This window comes from Mesorhizobium amorphae CCNWGS0123, from assembly GCF_001686985.1.
Taxonomy (GTDB): domain Bacteria; phylum Pseudomonadota; class Alphaproteobacteria; order Rhizobiales; family Rhizobiaceae; genus Mesorhizobium; species Mesorhizobium amorphae.
The window spans coordinates 5,617,222-5,637,675 of the sequence record NZ_CP015318.1 but is presented as its reverse complement, the minus strand read 5'-3'; the positions used below and the strand labels follow the sequence as shown (position 1 = coordinate 5,637,675).

General features: G+C 63.1%; 24 protein-coding genes. 10 read left to right on the top strand and 14 right to left on the bottom strand.

From position 1 onward, the window contains the following. Positions 1–7: 7 nt before the first annotated feature. From A6B35_RS26450 to A6B35_RS26440, 3 genes are read left to right on the top strand one after another with little or no spacing between them, the layout of a single operon-like run. On the top strand, positions 8–385 hold the full coding sequence (locus A6B35_RS26450) for a nuclear transport factor 2 family protein (RefSeq protein ID WP_006202546.1): 378 nt from the start codon (positions 8–10) through the stop codon (positions 383–385). A 29-nt stretch (positions 386–414) separates the two neighbouring features. Next, positions 415–1,062: a hydrolase gene (locus A6B35_RS26445; RefSeq protein ID WP_006202545.1), complete on the top strand. Its 648-nt coding sequence runs from the start codon at positions 415–417 to the stop codon at positions 1,060–1,062. A 2-nt stretch (positions 1,063–1,064) separates the two neighbouring features. Then, on the top strand, positions 1,065–2,252 hold the full coding sequence (locus tag A6B35_RS26440; protein ID WP_006202544.1) for an amino acid ABC transporter substrate-binding protein: 1,188 nt from the start codon (positions 1,065–1,067) through the stop codon (positions 2,250–2,252). 84 nt (positions 2,253–2,336) lie between these two features. Here the strand turns inward: A6B35_RS26440 and A6B35_RS26435 are convergent, their stop codons facing one another. Then, positions 2,337–3,566 carry an MFS transporter gene (locus tag A6B35_RS26435; protein WP_006202543.1) on the bottom strand — a complete coding sequence of 410 codons (1,230 nt, stop codon included), beginning with the start codon at positions 3,564–3,566 and terminating at the stop codon, positions 2,337–2,339. A 123-nt stretch (positions 3,567–3,689) separates the two neighbouring features. On the opposite strand from A6B35_RS26435, the gene A6B35_RS26430 reads away from it, so the two are divergent. Next, the gene (locus A6B35_RS26430; protein WP_006202542.1) at positions 3,690–4,568 is read left to right on the top strand and encodes an AraC family transcriptional regulator; all 879 of its coding nucleotides are present in this window, start codon (positions 3,690–3,692) and stop codon (positions 4,566–4,568) included. A gap of 48 nt (positions 4,569–4,616) precedes the next feature. Here the strand turns inward: A6B35_RS26430 and A6B35_RS26425 are convergent, their stop codons facing one another. The 8 genes from A6B35_RS26425 to A6B35_RS26390 form a co-directional block, all read right to left on the bottom strand. After that, positions 4,617–5,594: a Bug family tripartite tricarboxylate transporter substrate binding protein gene (locus A6B35_RS26425; protein WP_040582861.1), complete on the bottom strand. Its 978-nt coding sequence runs from the start codon at positions 5,592–5,594 to the stop codon at positions 4,617–4,619. A gap of 102 nt (positions 5,595–5,696) precedes the next feature. After that, entirely contained in the window at positions 5,697–6,632 is a 936-nt protein-coding gene (locus A6B35_RS26420) for a ribose-phosphate pyrophosphokinase (RefSeq protein WP_006202540.1), read from the bottom strand. A 156-nt stretch (positions 6,633–6,788) separates the two neighbouring features. After that, entirely contained in the window at positions 6,789–7,406 is a 618-nt protein-coding gene (locus A6B35_RS26415; protein WP_006202539.1) for a hypothetical protein, read from the bottom strand. Between the two features lie 61 nt (positions 7,407–7,467). Beyond that, positions 7,468–8,619 (bottom strand): M24 family metallopeptidase, encoded by a 1,152-nt coding sequence (locus tag A6B35_RS26410; protein WP_006202538.1) that lies wholly within the window; start codon positions 8,617–8,619, stop codon positions 7,468–7,470. Continuing rightward, positions 8,619–9,413 (bottom strand): peptidoglycan editing factor PgeF, encoded by a 795-nt coding sequence (gene pgeF / locus A6B35_RS26405; protein ID WP_006202537.1) that lies wholly within the window; start codon positions 9,411–9,413, stop codon positions 8,619–8,621. Before pgeF ends, A6B35_RS26410 begins: the two co-directional genes overlap by 1 nt. A 91-nt stretch (positions 9,414–9,504) precedes the next feature. Further along, complete coding sequence (locus A6B35_RS26400; protein WP_006202536.1) at positions 9,505–10,572, bottom strand: class I SAM-dependent methyltransferase; 1,068 nt, start codon at positions 10,570–10,572, stop codon at positions 9,505–9,507. Beyond that, a complete protein-coding gene (gene lgt, locus A6B35_RS26395; protein WP_006202535.1) occupies positions 10,569–11,423 on the bottom strand; it encodes a prolipoprotein diacylglyceryl transferase in 855 nt (284 codons plus the stop codon). The genes A6B35_RS26400 and lgt overlap by 4 nt, the downstream gene beginning before the upstream one ends. A 105-nt stretch (positions 11,424–11,528) precedes the next feature. Continuing rightward, on the bottom strand, positions 11,529–11,768 hold the full coding sequence (locus A6B35_RS26390) for a BrnA antitoxin family protein (RefSeq protein ID WP_040582859.1): 240 nt from the start codon (positions 11,766–11,768) through the stop codon (positions 11,529–11,531). A 184-nt stretch (positions 11,769–11,952) separates the two neighbouring features. Here A6B35_RS26390 and A6B35_RS26385 point away from each other — a divergent pair, with 184 nt between their 5' ends. From A6B35_RS26385 to A6B35_RS26375, 3 genes are all read left to right on the top strand, one after another. Further along, a complete protein-coding gene (locus A6B35_RS26385; RefSeq protein WP_006202533.1) occupies positions 11,953–12,255 on the top strand; it encodes an accessory factor UbiK family protein in 303 nt (100 codons plus the stop codon). 323 nt (positions 12,256–12,578) lie between these two features. Continuing rightward, positions 12,579–13,079 carry a type III secretion system chaperone family protein gene (locus A6B35_RS26380; protein ID WP_006202532.1) on the top strand — a complete coding sequence of 167 codons (501 nt, stop codon included), beginning with the start codon at positions 12,579–12,581 and terminating at the stop codon, positions 13,077–13,079. Between the two features lie 5 nt (positions 13,080–13,084). Then, positions 13,085–13,444, top strand: a complete 360-nt coding sequence (locus tag A6B35_RS26375) for a tRNA-binding protein (RefSeq protein ID WP_006202531.1) — start codon at positions 13,085–13,087, stop codon at positions 13,442–13,444. Here the strand turns inward: A6B35_RS26375 and A6B35_RS26370 are convergent. The 4 genes from A6B35_RS26370 to A6B35_RS26355 form a co-directional block, all read right to left on the bottom strand. After that, entirely contained in the window at positions 13,441–14,463 is a 1,023-nt protein-coding gene (locus tag A6B35_RS26370) for a glycosyltransferase family 4 protein (RefSeq protein ID WP_040582855.1), read from the bottom strand. The two genes, A6B35_RS26375 and A6B35_RS26370, sit on opposite strands and share 4 nt — an antisense overlap. Before the next feature lie 207 nt (positions 14,464–14,670). Next, entirely contained in the window at positions 14,671–16,086 is a 1,416-nt protein-coding gene (locus A6B35_RS26365) for an ATP-binding protein (RefSeq protein WP_081482152.1), read from the bottom strand. A gap of 45 nt (positions 16,087–16,131) precedes the next feature. Further along, the gene (locus A6B35_RS26360) at positions 16,132–16,851 is read right to left on the bottom strand and encodes a response regulator (protein WP_006202527.1); all 720 of its coding nucleotides are present in this window, start codon (positions 16,849–16,851) and stop codon (positions 16,132–16,134) included. Then, positions 16,838–17,371: a MarR family winged helix-turn-helix transcriptional regulator gene (locus A6B35_RS26355; RefSeq protein ID WP_006202526.1), complete on the bottom strand. Its 534-nt coding sequence runs from the start codon at positions 17,369–17,371 to the stop codon at positions 16,838–16,840. The genes A6B35_RS26360 and A6B35_RS26355 overlap by 14 nt, the downstream gene beginning before the upstream one ends. 247 nt (positions 17,372–17,618) lie before the next feature. On the opposite strand from A6B35_RS26355, the gene A6B35_RS26350 reads away from it, so the two are divergent. The 3 genes from A6B35_RS26350 (at position 17,619) to A6B35_RS26340 (ending at position 19,803) form a co-directional block, all read left to right on the top strand. Next, a complete protein-coding gene (locus tag A6B35_RS26350) occupies positions 17,619–18,512 on the top strand; it encodes a branched-chain amino acid aminotransferase (RefSeq protein ID WP_006202525.1) in 894 nt (297 codons plus the stop codon). Between the two features lie 145 nt (positions 18,513–18,657). Next, the gene (locus tag A6B35_RS26345) at positions 18,658–18,975 is read left to right on the top strand and encodes a hypothetical protein (protein WP_006202524.1); all 318 of its coding nucleotides are present in this window, start codon (positions 18,658–18,660) and stop codon (positions 18,973–18,975) included. Between the two features lie 186 nt (positions 18,976–19,161). Further along, the gene (locus A6B35_RS26340) at positions 19,162–19,803 is read left to right on the top strand and encodes an MBL fold metallo-hydrolase (protein WP_006202523.1); all 642 of its coding nucleotides are present in this window, start codon (positions 19,162–19,164) and stop codon (positions 19,801–19,803) included. 70 nt (positions 19,804–19,873) lie between these two features. On the opposite strand, the gene A6B35_RS26335 is transcribed toward A6B35_RS26340, so the two are convergent. Next, entirely contained in the window at positions 19,874–20,293 is a 420-nt protein-coding gene (locus A6B35_RS26335) for a BA14K family protein (RefSeq protein WP_006202522.1), read from the bottom strand. Between the last annotated feature and the right edge of the window lie 161 nt (positions 20,294–20,454).

Genomic DNA, 20,454 nt, shown 5'->3' with positions numbered 1-20,454 from the left:
GTGGAAGATGATCGCAGACCCGATCGACTATGACGGCTTGATGCAGGCGAATCTTGCCCGAGTGTTCGGCGAGCGTGATGCCTCCCGGCGGGCAAAGGCGATCGCAGAAATTTATGCCGCCGACGCGGTGCTTTACGAACCACATGCCGCCGCAACGGGGCATGCCGCCATCAATCAGGCGGTGGATGAGCTGTTGTCGAGCCTGCCGCCAGTTTTCGCCTTCACGGCGATTGGCCCTGCCGTCGGGCACCACGGCATCGGGCGGCTGCGCTGGCAGTCCGGGCCACCCAACGGTCCCGTAGCCGTGACCGGAACCGATGTCGCGCATTTCCACGGCGACCTCATCCACTCCCTTTACGTTTTTCTCGATCCCGCCGGCGCCTGAACCGGCCCGCACATCTCAAGGAGTTCGCCATGCCCAAGACCGGCCTCGAAGCCCTGTTGCGCCCGCAAGACAGCATTCTCGTGCTGATCGACCATCAGCCCTACCAGTTCACAAACCTCAACAGCCATGACCCGACGATGATCGTCAACAACGTCATCGGCCTTGCCAAGACGGCCAAGGTCTTCGACGTGCCGACGATCCTGACCACGGTGATCGAGGAGCGCGGCGGCTACATCATCAAGGGTCTGCAGGATGTCTTCCCGGAGCAGAAGCCGATCGACCGCACGTTCATCAACACCTGGGAAGACCCGAAGGTTACCGACATCGTGAAGAAGAGCGGGCGCAAGCAGCTCGTGCTGGCCGCGCTTTACACCGAGATCTGCCTCGCCATGCCGGCGATCCAGGCGCTGGCCGAAGGCTATGACGTGTTCATCGTCACCGACGCCTCTGGCGGCGTCTCCTTGGAAGCCCATGACATGGCCGTGCGCCGCATGGTCGCCGCCGGTGCGGTGCCGATCACCTGGATGGCCGTGCTGGGCGAATGGCAGCGCGATTGGGCTCGCGAGGAGACGGCTGCGGGTGTCGCGGGCGTCGTTCTCGAGCATGGCGGCGCCAGCGGTGTCGCCTTCGCCTGGGAAATGCAGCTTCTTGCCGCTCGCGCCAAAGCCGGCGGCTGATCATGCCCACCGCGCCTATCCGTATCGGATACTGCCTGTCGCTGACCGGCCCCGTCGCGGGCAACAGCCAGTCGGCGCGGCTCGCTCATGAGATCTGGCGCGAAGACATCAACAGACGGGGAGGCCTGCTCGGCCGCCCCGTCGAATTCGTCTGCCATGACGACCATGCCGACGCTTCACTCGTCCCCGGCCTCTACAAAAGGCTGATGGACGACGATAAGGTCGATCTGGTCATCGGCGGCTACGGTACCAACACGGTGCTGCCCGCAATGCCGCTGATCATGGAACGGCAGCGCTTTTTCGTCGGCCTGATGGGGCTCGGCGTCAACAACGCGCTCGCCTATCCGAACTACTTCGCCATGATCCCGACGGGGCCTGATCCGAACGCCGCGCTGACCGAAGGGTTCTTCGCTCTCGCCGCGCAGCAGAAGCCTCGGCCCGCGACCGTGGCGCTGCTGTCGGCGGACGCCGAATTCTCCAAGAATCCCGTTCTCGGCGCCAAGGCCAACGCTGATAAATACGACCTCACCATCGTGCATGAGGCCATCTATCCGCTGGCGACCACCGACTTCACGCCGGTCCTTGATGCTGTCGCCAGGAGCGGCTGCGACCTGCTGTTCCTCTGTTCCTACCTTCAGGACTCGATTGGCCTTGTGCGTGCCATCCGTGCGCACCCCTTCCGTCCGAAGATGGTGGGCGCTGGCATGATCGGTCCGCAGAACACGGCGGTGAAAACCACGCTCGGCCCGTTGCTCAACGGCTTCGTGAACTACGAATACTGGGCGCCGGTCGCCAGGATGACGTTCCCCGGCGTTCAGGACTTTCTGAATACCTACCAGGCGCGAGCCGGCGGTGCCGGCGTCGATCTCCTGGGACACTACATGGCGCCGCTCGCCTATGCCCAGATGCAGGTGGTGGCCCAGGCCGTCGAATCCACCGGCGGCTTCGACGAGGCCGCCCTGTCGGCCTTCGCCAGGGATGCGACGTTCAACACGGTCATGGGCCCTGTCAGGTTTGGGACGAATGGCGAGTGGGCGGAGCCGCGCGTCCTGCAGGTCCAATTCCAGGGCATATCTGGCCATGAGTCCGGCCAGTTCCGGAACGGGTCGAGGCAGATCGTGGTGTCACCGCCCGACTTCGCCTCCGGAAAGCTTGTCTTTCCCTACGCAGAAGCCATCGCCGCCGAATGATGGAGGTGGCACGCGGGCCTCGTCTCCAAGCCGACGAGGAATTTTCGACTTTCAGGGCGGTGCTGGGCCTCTAGCAATGACTGCCTAGACTTTTCTCGCCTCCTTCATGTTCGGCAGGAACACGGTCAGCAGGCCGAGCAACGGCAGGTAGGAACAGATCTGGAAGACGAAATCGATTCCCTTCATGTCGGCGACGACGCCGAGCACGGCTGCGGCTATGCCGCCCATGCCGAAGGCGAAGCCGAAGAAGATACCGGCGATCATGCCGACCCGGCCCGGCACCAGTTCCTGCGCGAAGACGACAATGTTGGAGAAGGCCGACGACAGGATCAGGCCGATCAGCACGGTGAGCACCATCGTCCATTCGAAATTGGCGTAGGGCAAAGCCAGCGTGAAGGGCAGCACGCCGACGATCGAGAACCAGATCATCGCCTTCTGGCCGTAGCGGTCGCCGAACGGGCCGCCGAGCAGGATGCCCAGCGCCGAGGCGCCGAGGAACAGGAACAGCATGACCTGCGACATCTGCACCGAAACACCGAATTTATGGATGGCGTAGAAGGTGTAGTAGCTGGAGATCGAGGCGATGTAGGCGTTCTTGGTCAGCACCAGCAAAGTCAGCACCGCAAGAGCTGCCATCACCTTGCGGCGCGGGAATGGCGAGGCGAAGTTTGCCGCCTTGCGGTTGGCGAGCGTGGCGCGCAGGCGGCTGTACCAGCCACCGACCCGCCACAGAACGATGATGCCGATCAGCGAGCCGACAGCGAACCAGGAAATGCTGGTCTGGCCGAAGGGCACGACGATGAAGGCGGCGAGCAGCGGCCCCATCGCCTGGCCGAAATTGCCGCCGACCTGGAACAGCGACTGGGCAAGACCGAAGCGGCCGCCGGAGGCAAAGCGCGCGATGCGCGAGGATTCCGGATGGAAGATGGCCGAGCCGATGCCGATCAGCGAGGCGCCGATCAGCAGCAGCCAGTAATGGCCGGCATGGGCGAGCACGATCAGGCCGATCAGCGACGAGGCCATGCCGTAAGGCAGCGAATAGGGCATCGGCCGCTTGTCGGTGACCGCGCCGATCACCGGCTGCAGCAAGGATGCCGTCACCTGGAAGGTGAAGGTCAAAAGGCCGATCTGCCAGAAATCGAGACCGTAGTTTTCCTTCAACAACGGATAGATGGCCGACAGCAGCGACTGCATGATGTCGTTGATGCAGTGGCAGAAGCTCACCGCAAGGATGACGGTGAAGGCCGTCGCTTGCGCCGAAGTGTGGCTGGCCGTCACAGGTGTGGCGACGGCGGTGGCAGTCGTATCGGTCAAGGCATGCTCCGTGGTCTTCCAGCGGGCCGCAGGCGGCCCTGTAGGTCGGTTGCCTTATAATCCGGTTGATCGGCGACTTCTTTCGTGGTTTGGTCCAATAGTTTCGCAAGTGGGCCATAGCCGATGCCGCATGGCAGGGAGATATTCAGGGGCGACGCCGCCGAATTGGGGCGCCTGCACCAGAGCCGCTGGCAGTGGCTGGAGCAGGCTGTCGGGCCGGCGGTTGCCTTGCCGACCGAGTATCCCGACGGCTACCACGTGCCGCAGCATTCCCACAGCCGCAGCCAGCTCTTGCATGCGCTGGTCGGCGTCGTGCTGGTGACGACCAGGCACGGGCGCTGGATGGTGCCGCCCGACCATGCCATGTGGATTCCCGCCGGCATCGAGCATTCCGTCGAGATGCTGGGCGATGTCTCGATGCGCTCGGTCTATGTCATGCCTGACGCCATTGCCGGGCTGCCGGATGGACTGCGCGTCGTCGGCATCACCGACCTGATGCACAGCCTGATCGTGGAATCGGAAAAGCTGCCGCAGGGTGCTGAGCTGGAAGGGCGCGGCGGGCTGATCATGGGCCTTTTGCTGCACGAGATCCCGAACCTGCCGGAACGGCCGCTCGGCCTGCCTTTTCCTTCGGACCCGAAGCTGGTCGCACTGTGCCGGCGCTTCGTCGCGGCACCGTCGCCGCATGCGACGATCGACGAATGGGCCGACATCGTCGGCATGAGCCGACGCTCGTTCACCCGTGCCTTCCATCGCCAGACCGGGCTGTCGCTGTCGACATGGCGCCAGCAGGCCTGCCTGTTCGCGGCGCTGCCGCGGCTGGCCGACGGCGAGCCGATCACCAGGGTGGCGCTCGATCTCGGCTATGACAGCGTGCCGGCCTTCATCACCATGTTCAAGCGCATGCTGGGCGCCTCGCCGCGCGGCTACATGCGCGGCGCGCGCGACAATGGCGAAGGCATGCGGCGGGCTCCGCCTCGGCTCGATGGTCCGGCGCCGTGAAGCAATTCCAGGAAAGCGCAGCGGTTTCCTGGAATTGCGTCAAACTGTCTAATCCAGCTGAACGCCGCTGGCCTTGACGATCGGCTCCCACTTGGCGAGCTCAGCCTTCACGTGGCTGGCAAGCTCCTCCGGGCTGGAGGCTACGATCGAGGCGCTGAATTGGCCCATGCGGGCGATCACATCGGGATCCTTCAGGGATTCGGCTGCTGCCTTCTGAAGCACGGCGATCACGTCCGCCGGGGTGCCTGCGGGTGCAAACAGAGCATTCCAGCTATAGGTTTCATAGCCCGGAATGGTTTCGGCAATTGCCGGTACGTCAGGGAAGGAGGGAACACGCTCCTTGGTGGTAACGCCCAGAGCCCTCAGCGTTCCGCTTTTGATATGTCCCGATGAAGACGGCAGGTTGTCGAACATTATCGGCACCTGATTGCCGATGACGTCGTTCAAGGCCGGTCCGGCGCCCTTGTAGGGTATGTGCTGCATGCTCACGCCGGCCATCGATTTGAAAAGCTCACCGGAAAGATGAAGCGGGGTGCCGTTGCCTGATGAGGCGTAGGCGTATTTGTCCGGGTCCTTCTTCAGCATCTCGATCAGTTCCTTGACGTCTTTGGCAGGAAACTGAGGGTTTACGACCAAAACGTTCGGCACCAGCACAAGCAGCGATATCGGAGCAAAATCCTTCTCCGCATCGTAGGGCTTTGTCTTTAGGATCAGAGGGTTGAGGGCGTGTGTCGCAACGGTGCCCATAAGGATTGTGTAGCCGTCCGGTTCGGCCCGGGCGACCTGGCTGGCGCCAATACTGCCGCCGGCCCCTCCCACGTTTTCGACGACAATCTGCTGCCCGAGCTTTTCGGACATCTTGTTGGCGACGAGTCGGGCGACCAAATCCGTGGAACCGCCCGCAGAAAAGGGGACAACCAGTGTGATTGTCCGATCCGGAAAGTCGGCGGCCCAAGCTGCCGGCGCCGAAAAGATAGCCGCGACGGAAACGGCAAGCCCAAGCAAAGTCCTTCGCCGGATTGGCATCTGCTACTCCTCCATTGTTTGAGGGGGCAGTATGCCATGGTACGCGCGTAAGGAAACCTCTGCTCGCGACACATGCAGGGCTATCGCGGAAGGTGTGGATGTCTAGTCGAACAGGCTCGACACCGATTCTTCGGTCGCCGTGCGCGAGATCGCTTCGCCCATCAGGTCGGCGATCGAGATGACGCGGATGTTGGGGGCGTCGAGCACGCCTTGGGTCGGCTGGATGGAATCGGTGATCACCAGCTCCTGCAGCTTCGAGCCGCTGATGCGGGCGACGGCGCCGCCGGACAAAACGCCGTGGGTGATGTAGGCGGTGACGCTGGTGGCGCCATTGGCCAGAAGCGCATCGGCTGCGTTGCACAGCGTGCCGCCGGAATCGACGATGTCGTCGATCAACAGGCAATCCTTGCCGGCGACCGCGCCGATGATGTTCATGACCTCGGATTCGCCGGGGCGCTCGCGGCGCTTGTCGACGATGGCGAGCTGAGCGTCGAAACGCTTGGCCAGTGCACGTGCCCGCACCACGCCGCCGATATCGGGCGACACGACGACGACATTGGCGAGCTGCTTGTATTTCGCCTTCACGTCGCGGGCCATCACCGGCACCGAGAACAGATTGTCGGTCGGGATGTCAAAGAAGCCCTGGATCTGGCCAGCATGAAGATCGAGCGTCAGCACGCGGTCGACGCCGGCGCGGGTGATCATGTTGGCGACCAGCTTGGCCGAGATCGGCGTGCGGCCGGAGGCGCGACGGTCCTGCCTGGCGTAGCCGAAATAGGGGATGACCGCCGTGATGCGCTTGGCCGAGGAGCGCATGAAGGCGTCGATCATGATGAGCAGTTCCATCAAATGATCGTTGGTCGGGAAGGAGGTCGACTGCAGGATGAAGACATCCTCGCCGCGCACGTTCTCCTGGATCTCGACGAAGATCTCCTGATCGGCGAAGCGCCTGACGCTGGCCTTGCCCAGTGGGATGTTGAGATAGCGAGCGACCGCTTCGGCCAGCACCCTGTTGGAATTGCCCGCGAAGAGCTTCATGCACCGTTCCTGGCGAAGGATGGAGAGACCCTACAGACTCTCATGAGCCTCTTAAGCGGGCTTTTAGCGGCCCGTGCCGGTATTGCAAGTCTCGTGATCGGGAATCCGCCGGCTAATCTCAAGAAAGACCTGCCCCCGAGGAAAGCCTGCAACAGCTCACCCGGCTTGTCCGCCGAGCCACGTGGCAAACTGGTCGATCGTCTGGTCGGCGATGCCCTGCATGGTCGCCGGAGCCACCGCTGTCCAGCCTTCGCCGCCCTTGACCGAGGGCGCCTTCTGCTGGCCGTTGATGCGATGCAGCCGGTTGCCGGCGGGATCATAGACGTCCCAGACATAGATGACGGTGGTGTCGCTGCCTTCCGACATTGTCGAGAAGTAGCCCTTCAGCACATGCGTGGCGGTCTGGTCGGTGCTGCCGGCGAGCGTGATGCCGCGCTGCCTGGCGCGCGCCTGAAGCTCCGCCGTCAGCGGCGTCGCGGCCTCGACGGAGGCGCCGACGATCGGTGCGACCTGTAGCCGCGTCTTCGACAGGGCGGCGCTCTGGGCCGGCGAGACAGGTGACGATCCAGCCGGAGCAGCCGAGGGTGGTGCCGGGGCAGGGGCGGCGGCCGTGGTGCTGCCCGACGTGGCCGGCCCCGATGTGCCTGGCAGCGTCTGCGCCGATGTCGTCGGTGGGGTGATGGCCGAGGGTTCGAGCACGTCCTTGGCATTGGTGCAGGCAGACAGAGCCAACGCCAAAAGCAATGACACGGTCGTCACATGCGATCGTCTCATTTGCCTGACAACTCCTTGGCGACGTATGCCCTGATGAACGCGCCCCCCTCTCATTATGGATTCACTGCACGATCAAGTCGAGATCATGGCGGGAGAGCGGCTTCGGCTGGGATTCGGTGGTCAGGTAGGTTCGGCCTAGCGTCATCGCCGTCTCGGTTTCGGAGTCCATGATGATGATGTGGGAAAACAGCGTCATGTTGGGCGCAATCGGCTCGGGATTTCCCTGGTAGAACATCGGCATGTCCATCCAGGACGGGGTGAAGCGCGCGCCGACGGAGTAGCCGCAGGCATTTAGCCGGTGCTTGGTCAGGTTGTGCGCCTCGAGCGTGCGGGCGTGCGCGTCGAAGACGTCGCCGAAGGTGTTGCCGGGCGTCATTGCCTTCTCCACCGCCAGAAGTGCCGCATGCGCGGCATCGAACAGCTCCTGATGGCGCTTCGACACCTTGCCGGTCAGCACTGTGCGCATCATCGGGGCATGGTAGTGATGGAAGACCCCGGCCCATTCGAGCGTCAGCTGGTCGTTCTTGGTCAGCTTGCGGCGCCCGGCCTTGTAGCGGCAGAGCAGGGCATCGATACCCGAGCCGATGATGAACTCATTGGCCGGATAATCGCCACCACCGGCAAAGATCGCACCTTGCATGGCGGCGAGGATCAGCGCCTCGTCGCCGCCCTGCTTGATCAGCGGCAGGGCCGCATCGAGCGCGTCGTCGGAGAGGTTCGCGGCCTTTTCCGCCTTGGCGATTTCGGCCGGGCTCTTGAACAGGCGCAACCGGCTGACGATGCCCGAGGCATCGGCGATCTGGCCGAAGGTCTGCAGCTGCTCGTCGAGGCGCCGGCCATTGTAGGCGGTCAGGCCATGGGTATCGTATTCGACGCCGATGCGGGCGCCGAGCAGGTCGAGTTCGTTGAGCAGGTTGCGCAGGTCGATCGCCGGATTGGCGCCGTCGCGGTCGGTCCATAGCACGATGTTGTCTATGATCGAGGTGTGGCGCGCCTGGCGCAGGTCGGCCGAGCGGGTGAGCAACACCATCGAGCCGTCGGCCTTCACCACCAGGCACTGGAAGAAACAGAAACCGAACGTGTCGTAGCCGGTCAGCCAGTACATGCTCTCCTGCGCGAACAGGAGCACGGCGTCGAGCTTCTTCTCGGCGAGCTCGATCATCAGCCGGTCACGCCGGGCGTCAAATTCCGAGCGTTCGAAATGCAACGCCATCATTCATTCTCCAAGACAATTGCTGAAACCTGTCGTCCGTAATCCGCTTCCTTGCGGTGCGTGGTGCGCCGGTAGGAGTAGAAAAGGTCTTCCTCGGCGTAAGTGCAGCGGCCGAGCCCCTCGGCCTGCACGCCGGCTTTGGTGAGCCGGTCGACCGTGTAGAGGTTGAGGTCGAACATCGCATGGCCGGTCGTTGCCGAAGGTGCGAAATAGCGCGCATTGCCGGCGTCCGCGTCGACGAAGCGGGCGACGAATTCCGGCCCGACCTCGTAGTTTTCCGGACCGATGGAGGGGCCGAGGACGGCGACGATGCGTTCGCGGCGAGCCCCTAAGCCCTCCATCGCGGAAATCGTGTTCTCAAGCACGCCGGTGAGTGCACCTTTCCAACCGGCATGCGCGGCGCCGATGACGCGCGCCTCGGCGTCGGCGAACAGGACCGGTCCGCAATCGGCCGTGGAGGCGCCGACGGCGATGCCCGGCCGGTCGGTGACGACGGCGTCCGCCTTTGGCCGTTCGCCGCGGAAGGGCTCCCTGGCGATGACGACATCGGGCGAGTGGATCTGATGCGCGGTCAACAGATGGTTCGCGGGCACGCCCATCCAGTCGGCGACGCGACGGCGGTTCTCACGCACCAGTGCCTGGTCATCGTTCGAGCCGGTGCCGATGTTGAGGCCGCGGTAGATGCCGCTGGAGACACCGCCAATGCGGGTGAAATAGCCGTGGCGGATGCCTTGCGCTCTCGCCTCGTCCAGCAAGGGCGACCGAACGGGATCCGGATTGGTCTGATTCAGCATGGATGGGTTTGTTGTCCGCGCGGGCGATTTCGTCAAGGCGAAGTTCGGAGAGGTAGCACGACCCTGATGCCGGCCATGAGTCGTATCCTGGTCAGGAAGCACTCGTTTTAGGCTGAATTTTCAACACTTTGAACAGCCCGCCCATCGCGTCCGGTCCGGCCAGGCGTTCGACGGCGTCGGAAATCGCCTGCCGGGCCTGCTCATCGGCTTTGGCGCCAAGCTGGCCGGCGCGCTCGACAAGGCCCATGCCGAGCAGGAAGTCGCCCTGCGTCGTCACCTGCGCATCGAGGCCGTGCGCCCGAACCGTCGCGGCAAGGGCGGCGAAGTCGACATGGGCGGTGAGGTCAGCCTCGCCCGGATTGGCCAGCACATTGTCGTGATCATGCTTGCGCAAGGCCTGCAGCGTGTCGCCGACGCCGGGTCTGAGATGACCATAGTCGATGAACAGGCCGGCGCCGCCCTGTCCGGCGATTCTTTCGGCGATAGACGCCATCAGCGCGCTGCGGGCCGGCGCCACCTCGACAACAGATCCTTCCGGCGCATCGGCGGCGTCACCCGGCAGCAAGGACGGGTCGATGGAGCCGGCGCCGGCGAAGAAGCGCAAAGCATCCGCCTCGTCGAGGCCAACCATCCGTTCGCGCCAGCCTGCGCCGGCGCGGATGAATTGCCGGATGGGAACGGCATCGAACAGTTCATTGCCGACGATGAGCAGGGGCGCCTTCGGCATCGTATCGATGGTTTCGTGCCAACCCAGCGTCACCGATTGGCCTGAAAGTGTCCGTTTCTGGACGCCGGTCAGGCGCGGGCTGGTTTCGATCATGGCGAACGAGGCGTCGGCTACGAGTGCCGCATCGAGTCGCGAAAAGGCCCGCAGCATGTCCTTCATCAGCGTGCCGCGGCCGGGGCCGATTTCAGCGACGGTGACCGGCATTGGCCGGCCGATCGCCTGCCAGGCCTGGTAGAGCCAGACAGCGACCAGTTCGCCGAACATCTGGCTGATTTCCGGCGCGGTGACGAAGTCGCCGCCCGCACCGAAAGGTTCGCGTGTCGTGTAGTAGCCGTCCTGCGGGTCGAACAGGCACAGCGCCATGTATTCGTTGACGGGGATCGGCCCCAGTGCGCCGATCAGGTCGACGATGCGGGCTTTCAGCCGCGTCATGCCGGCTGCGGCTGCGTGACCGGCTTTGCGGTTACCATCGCCCAGATGCCGGCCAACACCATGGGCGTCGAAAGGATCATGCCCATGGTCAGCCAGTTGGTGCCCAAGAGATAACCGAGCTGCTGGTCGGGCTCGCGGAAGAATTCGACGAAGATGCGCGACAGGCCGTAACCGCAGATGAAAGCGCCGCCGACGAAGCGCGGCGTCTTCAGCTTGAGGCGCGAATGGGTGAGGATGCGCAGCACGATGAACAGCACCAGGCCTTCGAGCAGCGCTTCGTAGAGCTGACTGGGATGGCGCGAAAACGGCCCGCCATTGGGAAATTCCACCGCCCACGGCACGTCTGTCGGCCGGCCCCAGAGTTCGGAGTTGATGAAGTTGGCGACGCGCACCAGGCCGAGGCCGACCGGCACGCCGGCCGCCACGACGTCGAACAGCGACCAGGTGCGGATGCCGCGCTTGAGCGAAAACAGGGTCATGGCGAGGATGACGCCGAGCAGGCCGCCATGGAACGACATGCCGCCCTGCCAGACCGCAAAGATGTCGAGCGGGTGGGCGATGTAGCGCGGCAGATCATAGAACAGCACATAGCCGGTGCGGCCGCCCAGCACGACGCCGATGGCCGCCCAGACGATGAAATCGTCGAGATCCTCGGGCTTCATCGGCAAGACGCCGTCCGGCCACAGCCTGGTATTGGTGACGAGACGCTTGGCGTACCACCAGGCAAAGAGAATGCCGACGATATAGCCGACGCCATACCAATGCACCGCCAGCGGCCCGATCTGGACGATGACCGGGTTGATGTTGGGAAAGGGCAGGGAGGCCAGCGGCAGCAGGAAATATTCGCTCAACAGGGCCTCCAAGGGTGCGGTCACGTTCGGGCGCGGACCATGCGGCAGGGTTTTGGCAGGGTCAAGGCAAGGTGGAGGTTGCCCTAGTCGTCGCCGATGGCGGACTCAACCCTGCGGCTTGCCGGCGACCATTTGCCTGAGGGCGTCATTGATCCTGTCCTGCCACCCAGGACCATCTTCTTGAAAATGGTCGAGCACGGCTCGATCGATCCTGATCGAAACAAGCTCCCTGACGTTCGGTGCAGCCGCGGGCTCACGAATTGGCGGCGCCGGCTTTTTGATCGGCTTGAAGGCGGCCTCAGCGGCTGCCATCGGATTTGTCGGTCGGCGCGGAGGCGTTGCCATTGGTTGAACCCTGATTGAGAGCGACTCGTTGCTTGACGCAAGTCGACTTGAAGGAACTACAATAGGCGACGTGGCGCCATCAGGTACAGGCCAGCCTATCGAGGTGCAATGCCGCACCAGCTTCAACGTTCTTGCATTCCGCGCGCGGCGCCACTACGTCAAACCAATTAAGCGAGGATTTGCCATGTCGACCGGACCGAACCGCATTCTCGATGAATTCGCCAAGCTGATGACGGACGCCGCCGGGGCCGCTCAGGGGGTTCGACGCGAAATGGAGACCGCCTTCAAAGGGCAGGCCGAGCGCATCCTGAACTCGATGGACGTGGTGCAGCGCGAGGAGTTCGAAGCCGCGCGCGAGATGGCCGCGAAGGCGCGGGAAGAGAACACCCGCCTTGCCGCGCGCATCGAAGCGCTGGAGGCGAAGCTTGCCGAACTGACCGGACAGGCCGCACCAGCGGCGGCGGCAAAGCCCAAATCAAAAAAATAATCTTAAACTTTTCCACAAAGCACGATCCGAAAAAGCGCTTTGCCGTGAATCGCTTACCGGCATTGCATGAATCTTTGTGACAGCGCCTTTCCACATGCGAATGACGCAGTGCGAAAAATTGGGCTGTTCACGCGACTCCCGATCAATAGACTGAATTTGTTGCATGATTCGGAGCAGGGTCATGCGCCGGGCGGTGGGGTCCGGTCTGGGGTCTTTGCGTTTGAGAAGGTCCTGGCCGTCCGAGTTCTAGACAAGATTGTTCGTTGTGTGTGCCTCTCCCGCGGAGCGTGTGGTGGCGCTCCCAGAACGACAGGAAGCATTCCATGGAACTTCTCGAACTCGAATTCTCCCGCGAAATCCACCCGGTGGACGTCATCGAACAGGTGGCGCATAACAATGACTGGTCGTTCGAGCGGGCAGGCGACGACGAGATTTCGATTTCGGTGGCCGGCAGCTGGACCGACTATCATGTTTCATTCTCCTGGATGGAGGATTTTGAGGCGCTGCATCTGGCCTGCGCCTTCGATATCAAGGTGCCGGAGGCACGCGCGCTCGAAGTGATGCGGCTGTTGTCGCTGATCAACGAGCAGATGCTGTTCGGCCATTTCGACCTCTGGGAGCAGGAAGGCGCGATCATGTTCCGCCAGTCGCTGCTGCTGGCCGGCGGAGTCGAGCCGTCGAGCCAGCAGGTCGAAGTGCTTTTGTCGTCGGCGCTGGAAGCCTGCGAATGCTATTTCCAGGCGTTCCAGTTCGTCGTCTGGTCGGGAACCTCGGCCAAGGACGCGCTCGCCGGCGTGTTGTTCGAGACCTACGGAAACGCCTGAGCCGAATGAGTTCGAGCAACGCACGCAAGCCCGAGATCAGCTTTGCCGATTTCGACCGTGTCGACATCCGCGCCGGCACGATCATCGAGGCCGAGCCCTTTCCCGAAGCACGCAAGCCGGCGTTCAAGCTGAAGATCGATTTCGGTCCGGCGATCGGGGTGAAGAAATCCTCGGCGCAGATTACCAAATACTATGCGCCGGAAACGCTGATCGGCCGGCAGGTGTTCGCGGTGGTCAATTTCCCACCGCGCCAGATCGGCCCGTTCATGTCGGAAGTCCTGACGCTCGGCTTTCCCGACGAGGAGGGAGCCGTGGTACTCGGCGCGATCGAGCGCAAGGTGCCGGACGGCGGCAGGTTGTTTTAGGCGGCCAGCTTCCGCGTCGTCCCCAGTGCTTCCTCGACCGTATCGAGAAACATTTCCGCGCAGGCCTTCCAACTATAACGCATGGCGCGTTCGCGCGCTTCGGCGCGGTCGACATTGAGGGCGGCGAGTGACGCCTCGCGTAGGTCGTTCGACACCGCGCCGCCGATGCCGTCGCCGACGATATCGATTGGCCCGGTAACCGGATAGGCGGCGACCGGCGTGCCGCTGGCTAAAGCTTCGATGATGACGTTGCCGAACGTGTCGGTGCGGCTCGGAAAGACGAAGACATCGGCCGAGGCATAGATCTCGGCCAGTTCGTCATTCGGGCGGTGGCCGAGGAAATGCGCGTTCGGATAGCGCGCCTTGAGCTTGGCCAGTTCCGGCCCTTCGCCGACGACGACCTTGCTGCCGGGCAGTTCGAGGTCGAGGAAGGCGGTCAGGTTCTTTTCGATCGCGACGCGGCCGACGCAGAGGAACACCGGACCCGGAAAGCCCAGATCCTTGCGCTTTTCCGGCCGGAAATGGTCGGTGTCGACGCCGCGCGTCCAGGGCCTCAGCTTGTTGAAGCCGCGTGCCGCCAGATCGTCGGCAAGCGACTGGGTGGCGACCAGCGTGCCTTGTCCCGAATTGTGGAAATCGCGCAGCCAGCGATAGGCCCAGCTTTCCGGGACAGGCAAGCGTGCGCTCAGATATTCGGGAAAGCGCGTGTGATAGCTGGTGGTGAAGGGACGGCCGGCATTGCGGCAATAGCGGCGGGCCATGATGCCCAGCGGACCTTCGGTGACGATGTGGATGTGGTCGGCCTTGCGCGCCTCGATCAGGCGCGCGACATGGCCTGGCGTGGTCAGCGCCAGCCTTATGTCGGGATAGGTCGGCAGCGGCAAGGTGCGGAAGATGTTCGGCGTCAGGAAGCCGACCTCGACGTCGAAGGATTTCAACGTTTCGGTGAGCCGCTCCAGCGTGTGGACAACGCCGTTGACTTGCGGGCGCCAGGCGTCGGTGACCATCAATATGCGCATGGCGGCCCTTTGCTGGAAAGGTCGTCGTTTGCCTTGATACGATGCCGGAACGGCGACCATGCGGCAGCCCTCGCTTCGCTCCAGCGCACCCGGGCCGGCACGGCGTCGAAGGGAGGCGTCAGAGCCGAATCAATTGAAATCGCGCGCTTCATGCGCGCTCTTCACCATGGTTTCATGACGGGCGGATGAAGCCCCCCTGCCTGCAGATCACGCGGGAACCGTTATGATGGCGCGCAGGCCGCCGAGCGGACTGTCTTCCAGCGTGATGTCGCCGCCATGGCTGCGGGCGATATCGCGGGCGATGGAAAGACCGAGGCCGGTGCCGCTGGCGTCGAGATTGCGCGCCTGGTCAAGCCGTAGGAAAGGCTTGAACACTTCCTCGCGCTTGTCCGGCGGAACGCCCGGCCCATTGTCGTCGATAGTGACGACCAGCGAGCCGCGGCCATGGTTGGCATTGATCTCGACGGTTTTGGCGTAGCGGAAGGCATTGCCGATGACGTTGGACAGCAGGCGGGCAAACGCATTGGGCCGCACATGCATGTCGGGATCGCCGACAAGCGTGGTCGACAGCTTGCATTTGCGCAGCGCGGCCTCCTCGCCGAGCTTCTGGAAATAGGCACCGAGATCGAAACGGCCGGGGTCTTCCGAGGCCTCGCCGCGGGCAAAGGCCAGATAGCCTTCGAGCATCGACTGCATGTCGTCGATGTCCTGGTCTAGCGCCGCCTTGGTTTCGGTCTTGCCGCCGGCCAGCGCCAGCTGCAGCTTGAAGCGGGTCAGGATGGTTCTGAGATCATGGCTGACGCCGGTCAGCATGGCGGTGCGCTGCTCGATCTGGCGTTCGATGCGCTCGCGCATCTGGATGAAGGCAAAGCCGGCGCGGCGGACTTCCTCGGCACCGCGGGGGCGGAAATCGCGGGGCATCGGCCGGCCCTTGCCGAAGCTTTCGGCAGCTTCGGCGAGCGTCAGGATCGGCCGGATCTGGTTGCGCAGGAAGGGAATGGCGATCATCAGCAGCACCAGCGAGGTGCCGACCATCCAGATCAGGAAAATGTGGGTGTTCGACGCATAGGCCTGGCTGCGGCGCACGAAGACGCGCAGCACCTTGCCCTCGAGCTGGATGCGCACCTCGACGATGTTGGAATTGCCGACGGTGTCGATCCAGTACGGACGGTTGATCTGCCGTGTGATCTCAGCCGAGAGGATCTCGTCGAGGATCGAGAAGAACGGTTTCGGGCCAGGCGGCGGCAGCGGGTCGGGCGGCAGCAGGTCGACCTTCAGCTGCATCCTGTCCTGGGCGATGCGGATGATGTTGGCGTAGTCGGCATCATGCGGATAGGTCTCCATCATGTCGATGATGGCGGCGATGTCGCGCACGGTCGCTTGCGACAGGCGCTGCGTCACGGTCTGCCAGTGGCGTTCCATGAAGACGAAGGCGACCACCGACTGCAACAGGATCATCGGCGCGATGACGATGATCAGCGAGCGGGCATAGAGCCGCTTCGGCATGTAAAGGGCAACGAGACGCCAGAACCTGTTCCAGGCGCGCGGCATGGCTTTCAGTTTTCGCATCAAGCGATCACTCAAGCCGCCATTTCCCGGCCTGTCCAGCTGCGTAGTCGCCATTCGCCCTTCCGCTCGTCGGCAGCCATTCGGGCCGCTGGCGGCACTCTATTCCACGCTGAGCCGATACCCAATACCGCGCACCGTCTGCAGCCAGACCGGGTTGGACGGATCGCGCTCGATCTTGCGGCGCAACCGGTTGATCTGGACGTCGATGGTGCGCTCGCCGACTTCCGAATCGTCGCCGACCAGTTCATGGCGCGGGATCGTCTCGCCGGCCCGCGCCGCAAAGATCGCCAGGATCTCCTGCTCGCGGTCGGTCAGTTTCAGCGCCTCGCCGCCACGCTTCAATTCGCGCCTGGCGATCTGGAACGTATAGGGGCCGAACACCAGCTGCTCGACCTTTGGCGTCGTCGCCGGGCCGCCGCGGCGCAGGATGTTGTTGATGCGCAGGATCAGCTCGCGCGGGTCGAACGGCTTCGGCAGATAGTCGTCGGCGCCGGCCTCGAGCCCGGTGATGCGGCTGTCGGTCTCGGACAGCGCGGTGAGCATGAGGATCGGCACGTTCTTTTCCGCCCGCAGCGCCTTGGTGAGATCGACGCCGGTTTCGCCCGGCATCATGACGTCGAGCACAAGCAGGTCGAAATCGAGACCGGCAAGCTTTCGCCTGGCCTCGCCGGAGTTTCCGGCGACGGTGACGCGAAAGCCGTTCTCGGACAGGTACTGCTTCAGCAGGTTGCGGATACGGGTGTCGTCATCGACCACAAGCAGATGCGGCGCGTCATCGTCCGGTGCAGTCGGATGATCAACCCTCTCAATGGTCTCCATGGCTCTTCCCCGATATTTTCGCAGGCACAATGTCAATCTGCGCTCTTAGTTCCGGATTGACCATCGCTTCCAGGAAGCGTTCGATCGAGGCGCGTTCGTTGGTTCCGGAATCTTCCAATGCAGCACGGATGCGGCGTGACTGTGGCCGCGCCAGCGCCAGCGCCAGCGCGCGGCCCTTGGCCGTCGGGTAGAGTTCGCGCTGGCGGCGGTCGCGAGGACCCTGCAGTTGGACGATGTGGTCGGTGTCGATCAACTGCTTGAGCACGCGCGCCAGGCTCTGCTTGGTGATCTTCAGCACGTCGAGCAGCTCGGCCACCGTCAGGCCCGGCCTGCGGTTGACGAAGTGCAGGACACGATGGTGGGCGCGGCCAAAGCCGTAGTCGGCCAGGATCTGATCGGGATCGGAGGTAAAGTCGCGATAGGCAAAGAAAAACAGTTCGATGATAGCGAAGTCAATGCCGTCCTCGTCGGTGATCGCCGTCCTGATCGGTTTTCCGGCTGCGGGGCTTCGATCCGTCATCTCGTCTCCATGCGAAGGGGAATTATGTCAGTACTATTGACGCAATTTCCCGGCAATGGTAATTTTTGACAAGCTTTTCGGCGGATTGCGAACGAAAAGGCAAGAGGATGCCGTTTTTCCGGAACTTCCTGAGTTTGCCAGAGCTTAAATATCCGCTTACGCTTTGAGAACCCGGTCGCCAGGTGCGGCTGACACGAAACACACAACGATACAACGATATGCGGGGTGGCACCCGCGGGAGGTTATCATGGCATCCGTTCCTTTTGACCAGTTGGACGGCTTCATCTGGATGAACGGCGAGTTCGTCAAATGGGCCGACGCCAAGGTCCATGTGCTGACCCATGGCCTGCACTACGCCAGTGCCGTTTTCGAGGGCGAGCGCGCCTATGGCGGCGAGATATTCAAGCTCACCGAGCATACCGAGCGCCTGCATGAATCGGCGCGGCTGCTTGGCTTCAAGATACCCTATTCGGTCGCCGATCTCGACGACGCCTGCCGCACGCTCTTGAAGAAGCAAGGTTTTCAGGACGCCTATGTGCGCCCGATCGCCTGGCGCGGCAGCGAGCAGATGGGCGTCTCGGCGCAGAACAACCGCATCAATTGCGCCATCGCCATCTGGCAGTGGCCGAGCTATTTTGACCCGGCGCAGAAGCTGAAGGGCATCCGCCTCGACATGGCGGAATGGCGCCGCCCCGACCCGCGCACCGCGCCGTCGAAATCGAAGGCCTCCGGCCTGTACATGATCTGCACCATGTCCAAGCATGCAGCCGAGGCCAAGGGCTATGCCGACGCCATGATGCTCGACTGGCGCGGCCAAGTCGCCGAAGCAACCGGCGCCAACATCTTCTTCGTCAAGGACGGCAAGATCCATACGCCGAAGCCCGATTGCTTCCTCGACGGCATCACCCGCCGCACGGTCATCGGCCTCGCCAAGGATCGTGGGATCGAAGTGATCGAACGCGTCATCATGCCGGAAGAACTCGAAGGCTTCGAGCAGTGCTTCCTCACCGGGACGGCGGCTGAAGTAACGCCGGTGGCGGAGATCGGACCCTACCGATTCGAGGTCGGCGAGATCGCCAAGTCACTGATGAATGACTATTCTGCTGCAGTGCAACCAAAGCATGCGATTGCTGCAGAATAACGAAAGTCACAGCTTTTTTGTCAAGCAGGGGCGGTTTTCGAGCCGCCCCTTTTATTTCAGCATCTCTGCATTTGACTTTCATCCATTTCAGCGTCTCATGATGGCGTCGGCCCGGGAGGCTGACAGTCATGGAGGGACTGGAAATATGGACATGAACACGCTTCTTCCGATCATTGTTCAGGTGATTACGGGTATCATCGGTGGTCAGGCGGTGGGCGCGGCGCTCAAGCAAGCGGCGTTGGGTCAGCTTCCCAAAATCCTGGGCGGCGCGATTGGCGGTGTCGGCGGCGCGGCCATCCTCGGCAGCCTTCTGGGCGGCGGTACGGTCGATCCTGCAGCGGCTGCGGCGGCAGCGGGCGGATTGGGCAGCGCGTTGAACCTGGAGAACATCCTCGGCGGCGCTGGCGGCGGCGCCATCCTGACCGGCATCATCGGCGCGGTCATGAATGCTATGAAGAAGTAAGCCTCGAGACATCGGGCTTTTCGCATGGGCGGCTTCGGCCGCCCATTTGTTTTTTGGCCATTCGAGATGGCCCCCGGCGGTGGACGCGGTTCGCATGTGGCTTTACATCAGAGCCGGTTTTCACAGAACTGGAGCTTGTTGCGCGTCCGAGAGGATGCCGCGCTCCAATGCAGCGAAAGGTCAAGCATGGGTCAGCTCAATGCCGGTATCGTGCCGGTCACGCCCTTCCAGCAGAACTGCACGATCCTGTTCGACATGGACGACAAACAGGGCGTCGTCGTCGACCCGGGCGGCGACATCGACAAGGTGCTGGCGGTGCTGAAGGACAATGCGATCACCGCCGGTGCGATCTGGATCACGCACGGCCATATCGATCATGCCGGCGGCGCGATGGAGTTGAAGGAGGCGCTCGGCGTCGACATCATTGGCCCGCATGAGGCCGACAGGCCGCTGCTCGCGAATCTGGAGAACCAGGCAAAGCGCTTCGGCATCACCGATGCCGTGCGCAATTGCGTGCCTGACCGTTTCCTCACCGAAGGCGAGACCGTGTCATTCGGAGCGCATTCGTTTGAAGTCCTGCATTGTCCGGGTCATGCACCTGGCCATGTCGTCTACTACAACCGTGCGGCCAAGTTCGCCCATGTCGGCGACGTGTTGTTTCGCGGCTCGGTCGGGCGCACCGATCTGCCTGGCGGCGACCATGCGACGCTGATCGCCTCGATCAAGGAGAAGCTCCTGCCGCTTGGCGACGACATCGGCTTCATCTGCGGCCATGGTCCGGGTGGCCGCTTCGGCGAGGAGCGGCGGACCAATCCGTTCTTAACCTGACGGCTCGCCGTTGAACAAAAAAAGCGCCACCCCATGGGCGGCGCTTTTGGTTCGAAACAGAAAGCCTGCCTCAGTTGGCGACGCAGAAATGCTGGTCGCCGTCATAGCCCGTAAACGTGCCGGTGCGGGAATTGAAGGACCGGTAGCGGTCCGAACAGTATTCGTACCAGGCACGGGTCCACGGTTCGGCGTAGCGGTCGGCATAGACGACACGCGGCTGTTCCACATAGTAGCGGCGAACCGGCGCCGGCCGCACATAACGATAGTCATAATCGTCGTCGTAGTAGCTGTAGCGGGGCTGCGGGTTGCTCAGCGCACCCGCGATCAGGGCGCCGGCCGCAAGGCCGACAACGCCGGCGGCGAGGGCGTCGCCATGGTTGTGGTGATGACGGCGCCAGCGCCAGTCATCGGCATTGGCCGCCGGCAAGGTGGCCAAAATGGTCGCGGCGATGCCCGCGGACAGGATGGCGGTCTTGAGAATTCGGTTCATTTCGGTCTCCTTCGTGCCGGCCCGGGTAATTTCAGGGGATGCGGACCGGTTTTAGCGAAGATTAGTAGAAGACCGTGGCTGAACGGGGGCTGAACGAAAATTCGCCGGATTGATCAAAACGCACGCGGCAAACTATTGGTCGGGCGGGAGTGGACCCGCCT

Excerpts from the sequence above, each read along its gene's own strand:
- A6B35_RS26450 (WP_006202546.1), top strand. The coding sequence starts at position 8 with ATGATCGCAGACCCGATCGACTATGACGGCTTGATGCAGGCGAATCTT.
- A6B35_RS26445 (WP_006202545.1), top strand. The coding sequence starts at position 415 with ATGCCCAAGACCGGCCTCGAAGCCCTGTTGCGCCCGCAAGACAGCATT.
- A6B35_RS26440 (WP_006202544.1), top strand. The coding sequence starts at position 1,065 with ATGCCCACCGCGCCTATCCGTATCGGATACTGCCTGTCGCTGACCGGC.
- A6B35_RS26430 (WP_006202542.1), top strand. The coding sequence starts at position 3,690 with ATGCCGCATGGCAGGGAGATATTCAGGGGCGACGCCGCCGAATTGGGG.
- A6B35_RS26425 (WP_040582861.1), bottom strand. The coding sequence starts at position 5,594 with ATGCCAATCCGGCGAAGGACTTTGCTTGGGCTTGCCGTTTCCGTCGCG.
- A6B35_RS26420 (WP_006202540.1), bottom strand. The coding sequence starts at position 6,632 with ATGAAGCTCTTCGCGGGCAATTCCAACAGGGTGCTGGCCGAAGCGGTC.
- A6B35_RS26415 (WP_006202539.1), bottom strand. The coding sequence starts at position 7,406 with ATGAGACGATCGCATGTGACGACCGTGTCATTGCTTTTGGCGTTGGCT.
- A6B35_RS26410 (WP_006202538.1), bottom strand. The coding sequence starts at position 8,619 with ATGGCGTTGCATTTCGAACGCTCGGAATTTGACGCCCGGCGTGACCGG.
- pgeF (WP_006202537.1), bottom strand. The coding sequence starts at position 9,413 with ATGCTGAATCAGACCAATCCGGATCCCGTTCGGTCGCCCTTGCTGGAC.
- A6B35_RS26400 (WP_006202536.1), bottom strand. The coding sequence starts at position 10,572 with ATGACGCGGCTGAAAGCCCGCATCGTCGACCTGATCGGCGCACTGGGG.
- A6B35_RS26390 (WP_040582859.1), bottom strand. The coding sequence starts at position 11,768 with ATGGCAACGCCTCCGCGCCGACCGACAAATCCGATGGCAGCCGCTGAG.
- A6B35_RS26385 (WP_006202533.1), top strand. The coding sequence starts at position 11,953 with ATGTCGACCGGACCGAACCGCATTCTCGATGAATTCGCCAAGCTGATG.
- A6B35_RS26380 (WP_006202532.1), top strand. The coding sequence starts at position 12,579 with ATGGAACTTCTCGAACTCGAATTCTCCCGCGAAATCCACCCGGTGGAC.
- A6B35_RS26375 (WP_006202531.1), top strand. The coding sequence starts at position 13,085 with ATGAGTTCGAGCAACGCACGCAAGCCCGAGATCAGCTTTGCCGATTTC.
- A6B35_RS26370 (WP_040582855.1), bottom strand. The coding sequence starts at position 14,463 with ATGCGCATATTGATGGTCACCGACGCCTGGCGCCCGCAAGTCAACGGC.
- A6B35_RS26365 (WP_081482152.1), bottom strand. The coding sequence starts at position 16,086 with ATGGCGACTACGCAGCTGGACAGGCCGGGAAATGGCGGCTTGAGTGAT.
- A6B35_RS26360 (WP_006202527.1), bottom strand. The coding sequence starts at position 16,851 with ATGGAGACCATTGAGAGGGTTGATCATCCGACTGCACCGGACGATGAC.
- A6B35_RS26355 (WP_006202526.1), bottom strand. The coding sequence starts at position 17,371 with ATGACGGATCGAAGCCCCGCAGCCGGAAAACCGATCAGGACGGCGATC.
- A6B35_RS26350 (WP_006202525.1), top strand. The coding sequence starts at position 17,619 with ATGGCATCCGTTCCTTTTGACCAGTTGGACGGCTTCATCTGGATGAAC.
- A6B35_RS26345 (WP_006202524.1), top strand. The coding sequence starts at position 18,658 with ATGGACATGAACACGCTTCTTCCGATCATTGTTCAGGTGATTACGGGT.
- A6B35_RS26340 (WP_006202523.1), top strand. The coding sequence starts at position 19,162 with ATGGGTCAGCTCAATGCCGGTATCGTGCCGGTCACGCCCTTCCAGCAG.
- A6B35_RS26335 (WP_006202522.1), bottom strand. The coding sequence starts at position 20,293 with ATGAACCGAATTCTCAAGACCGCCATCCTGTCCGCGGGCATCGCCGCG.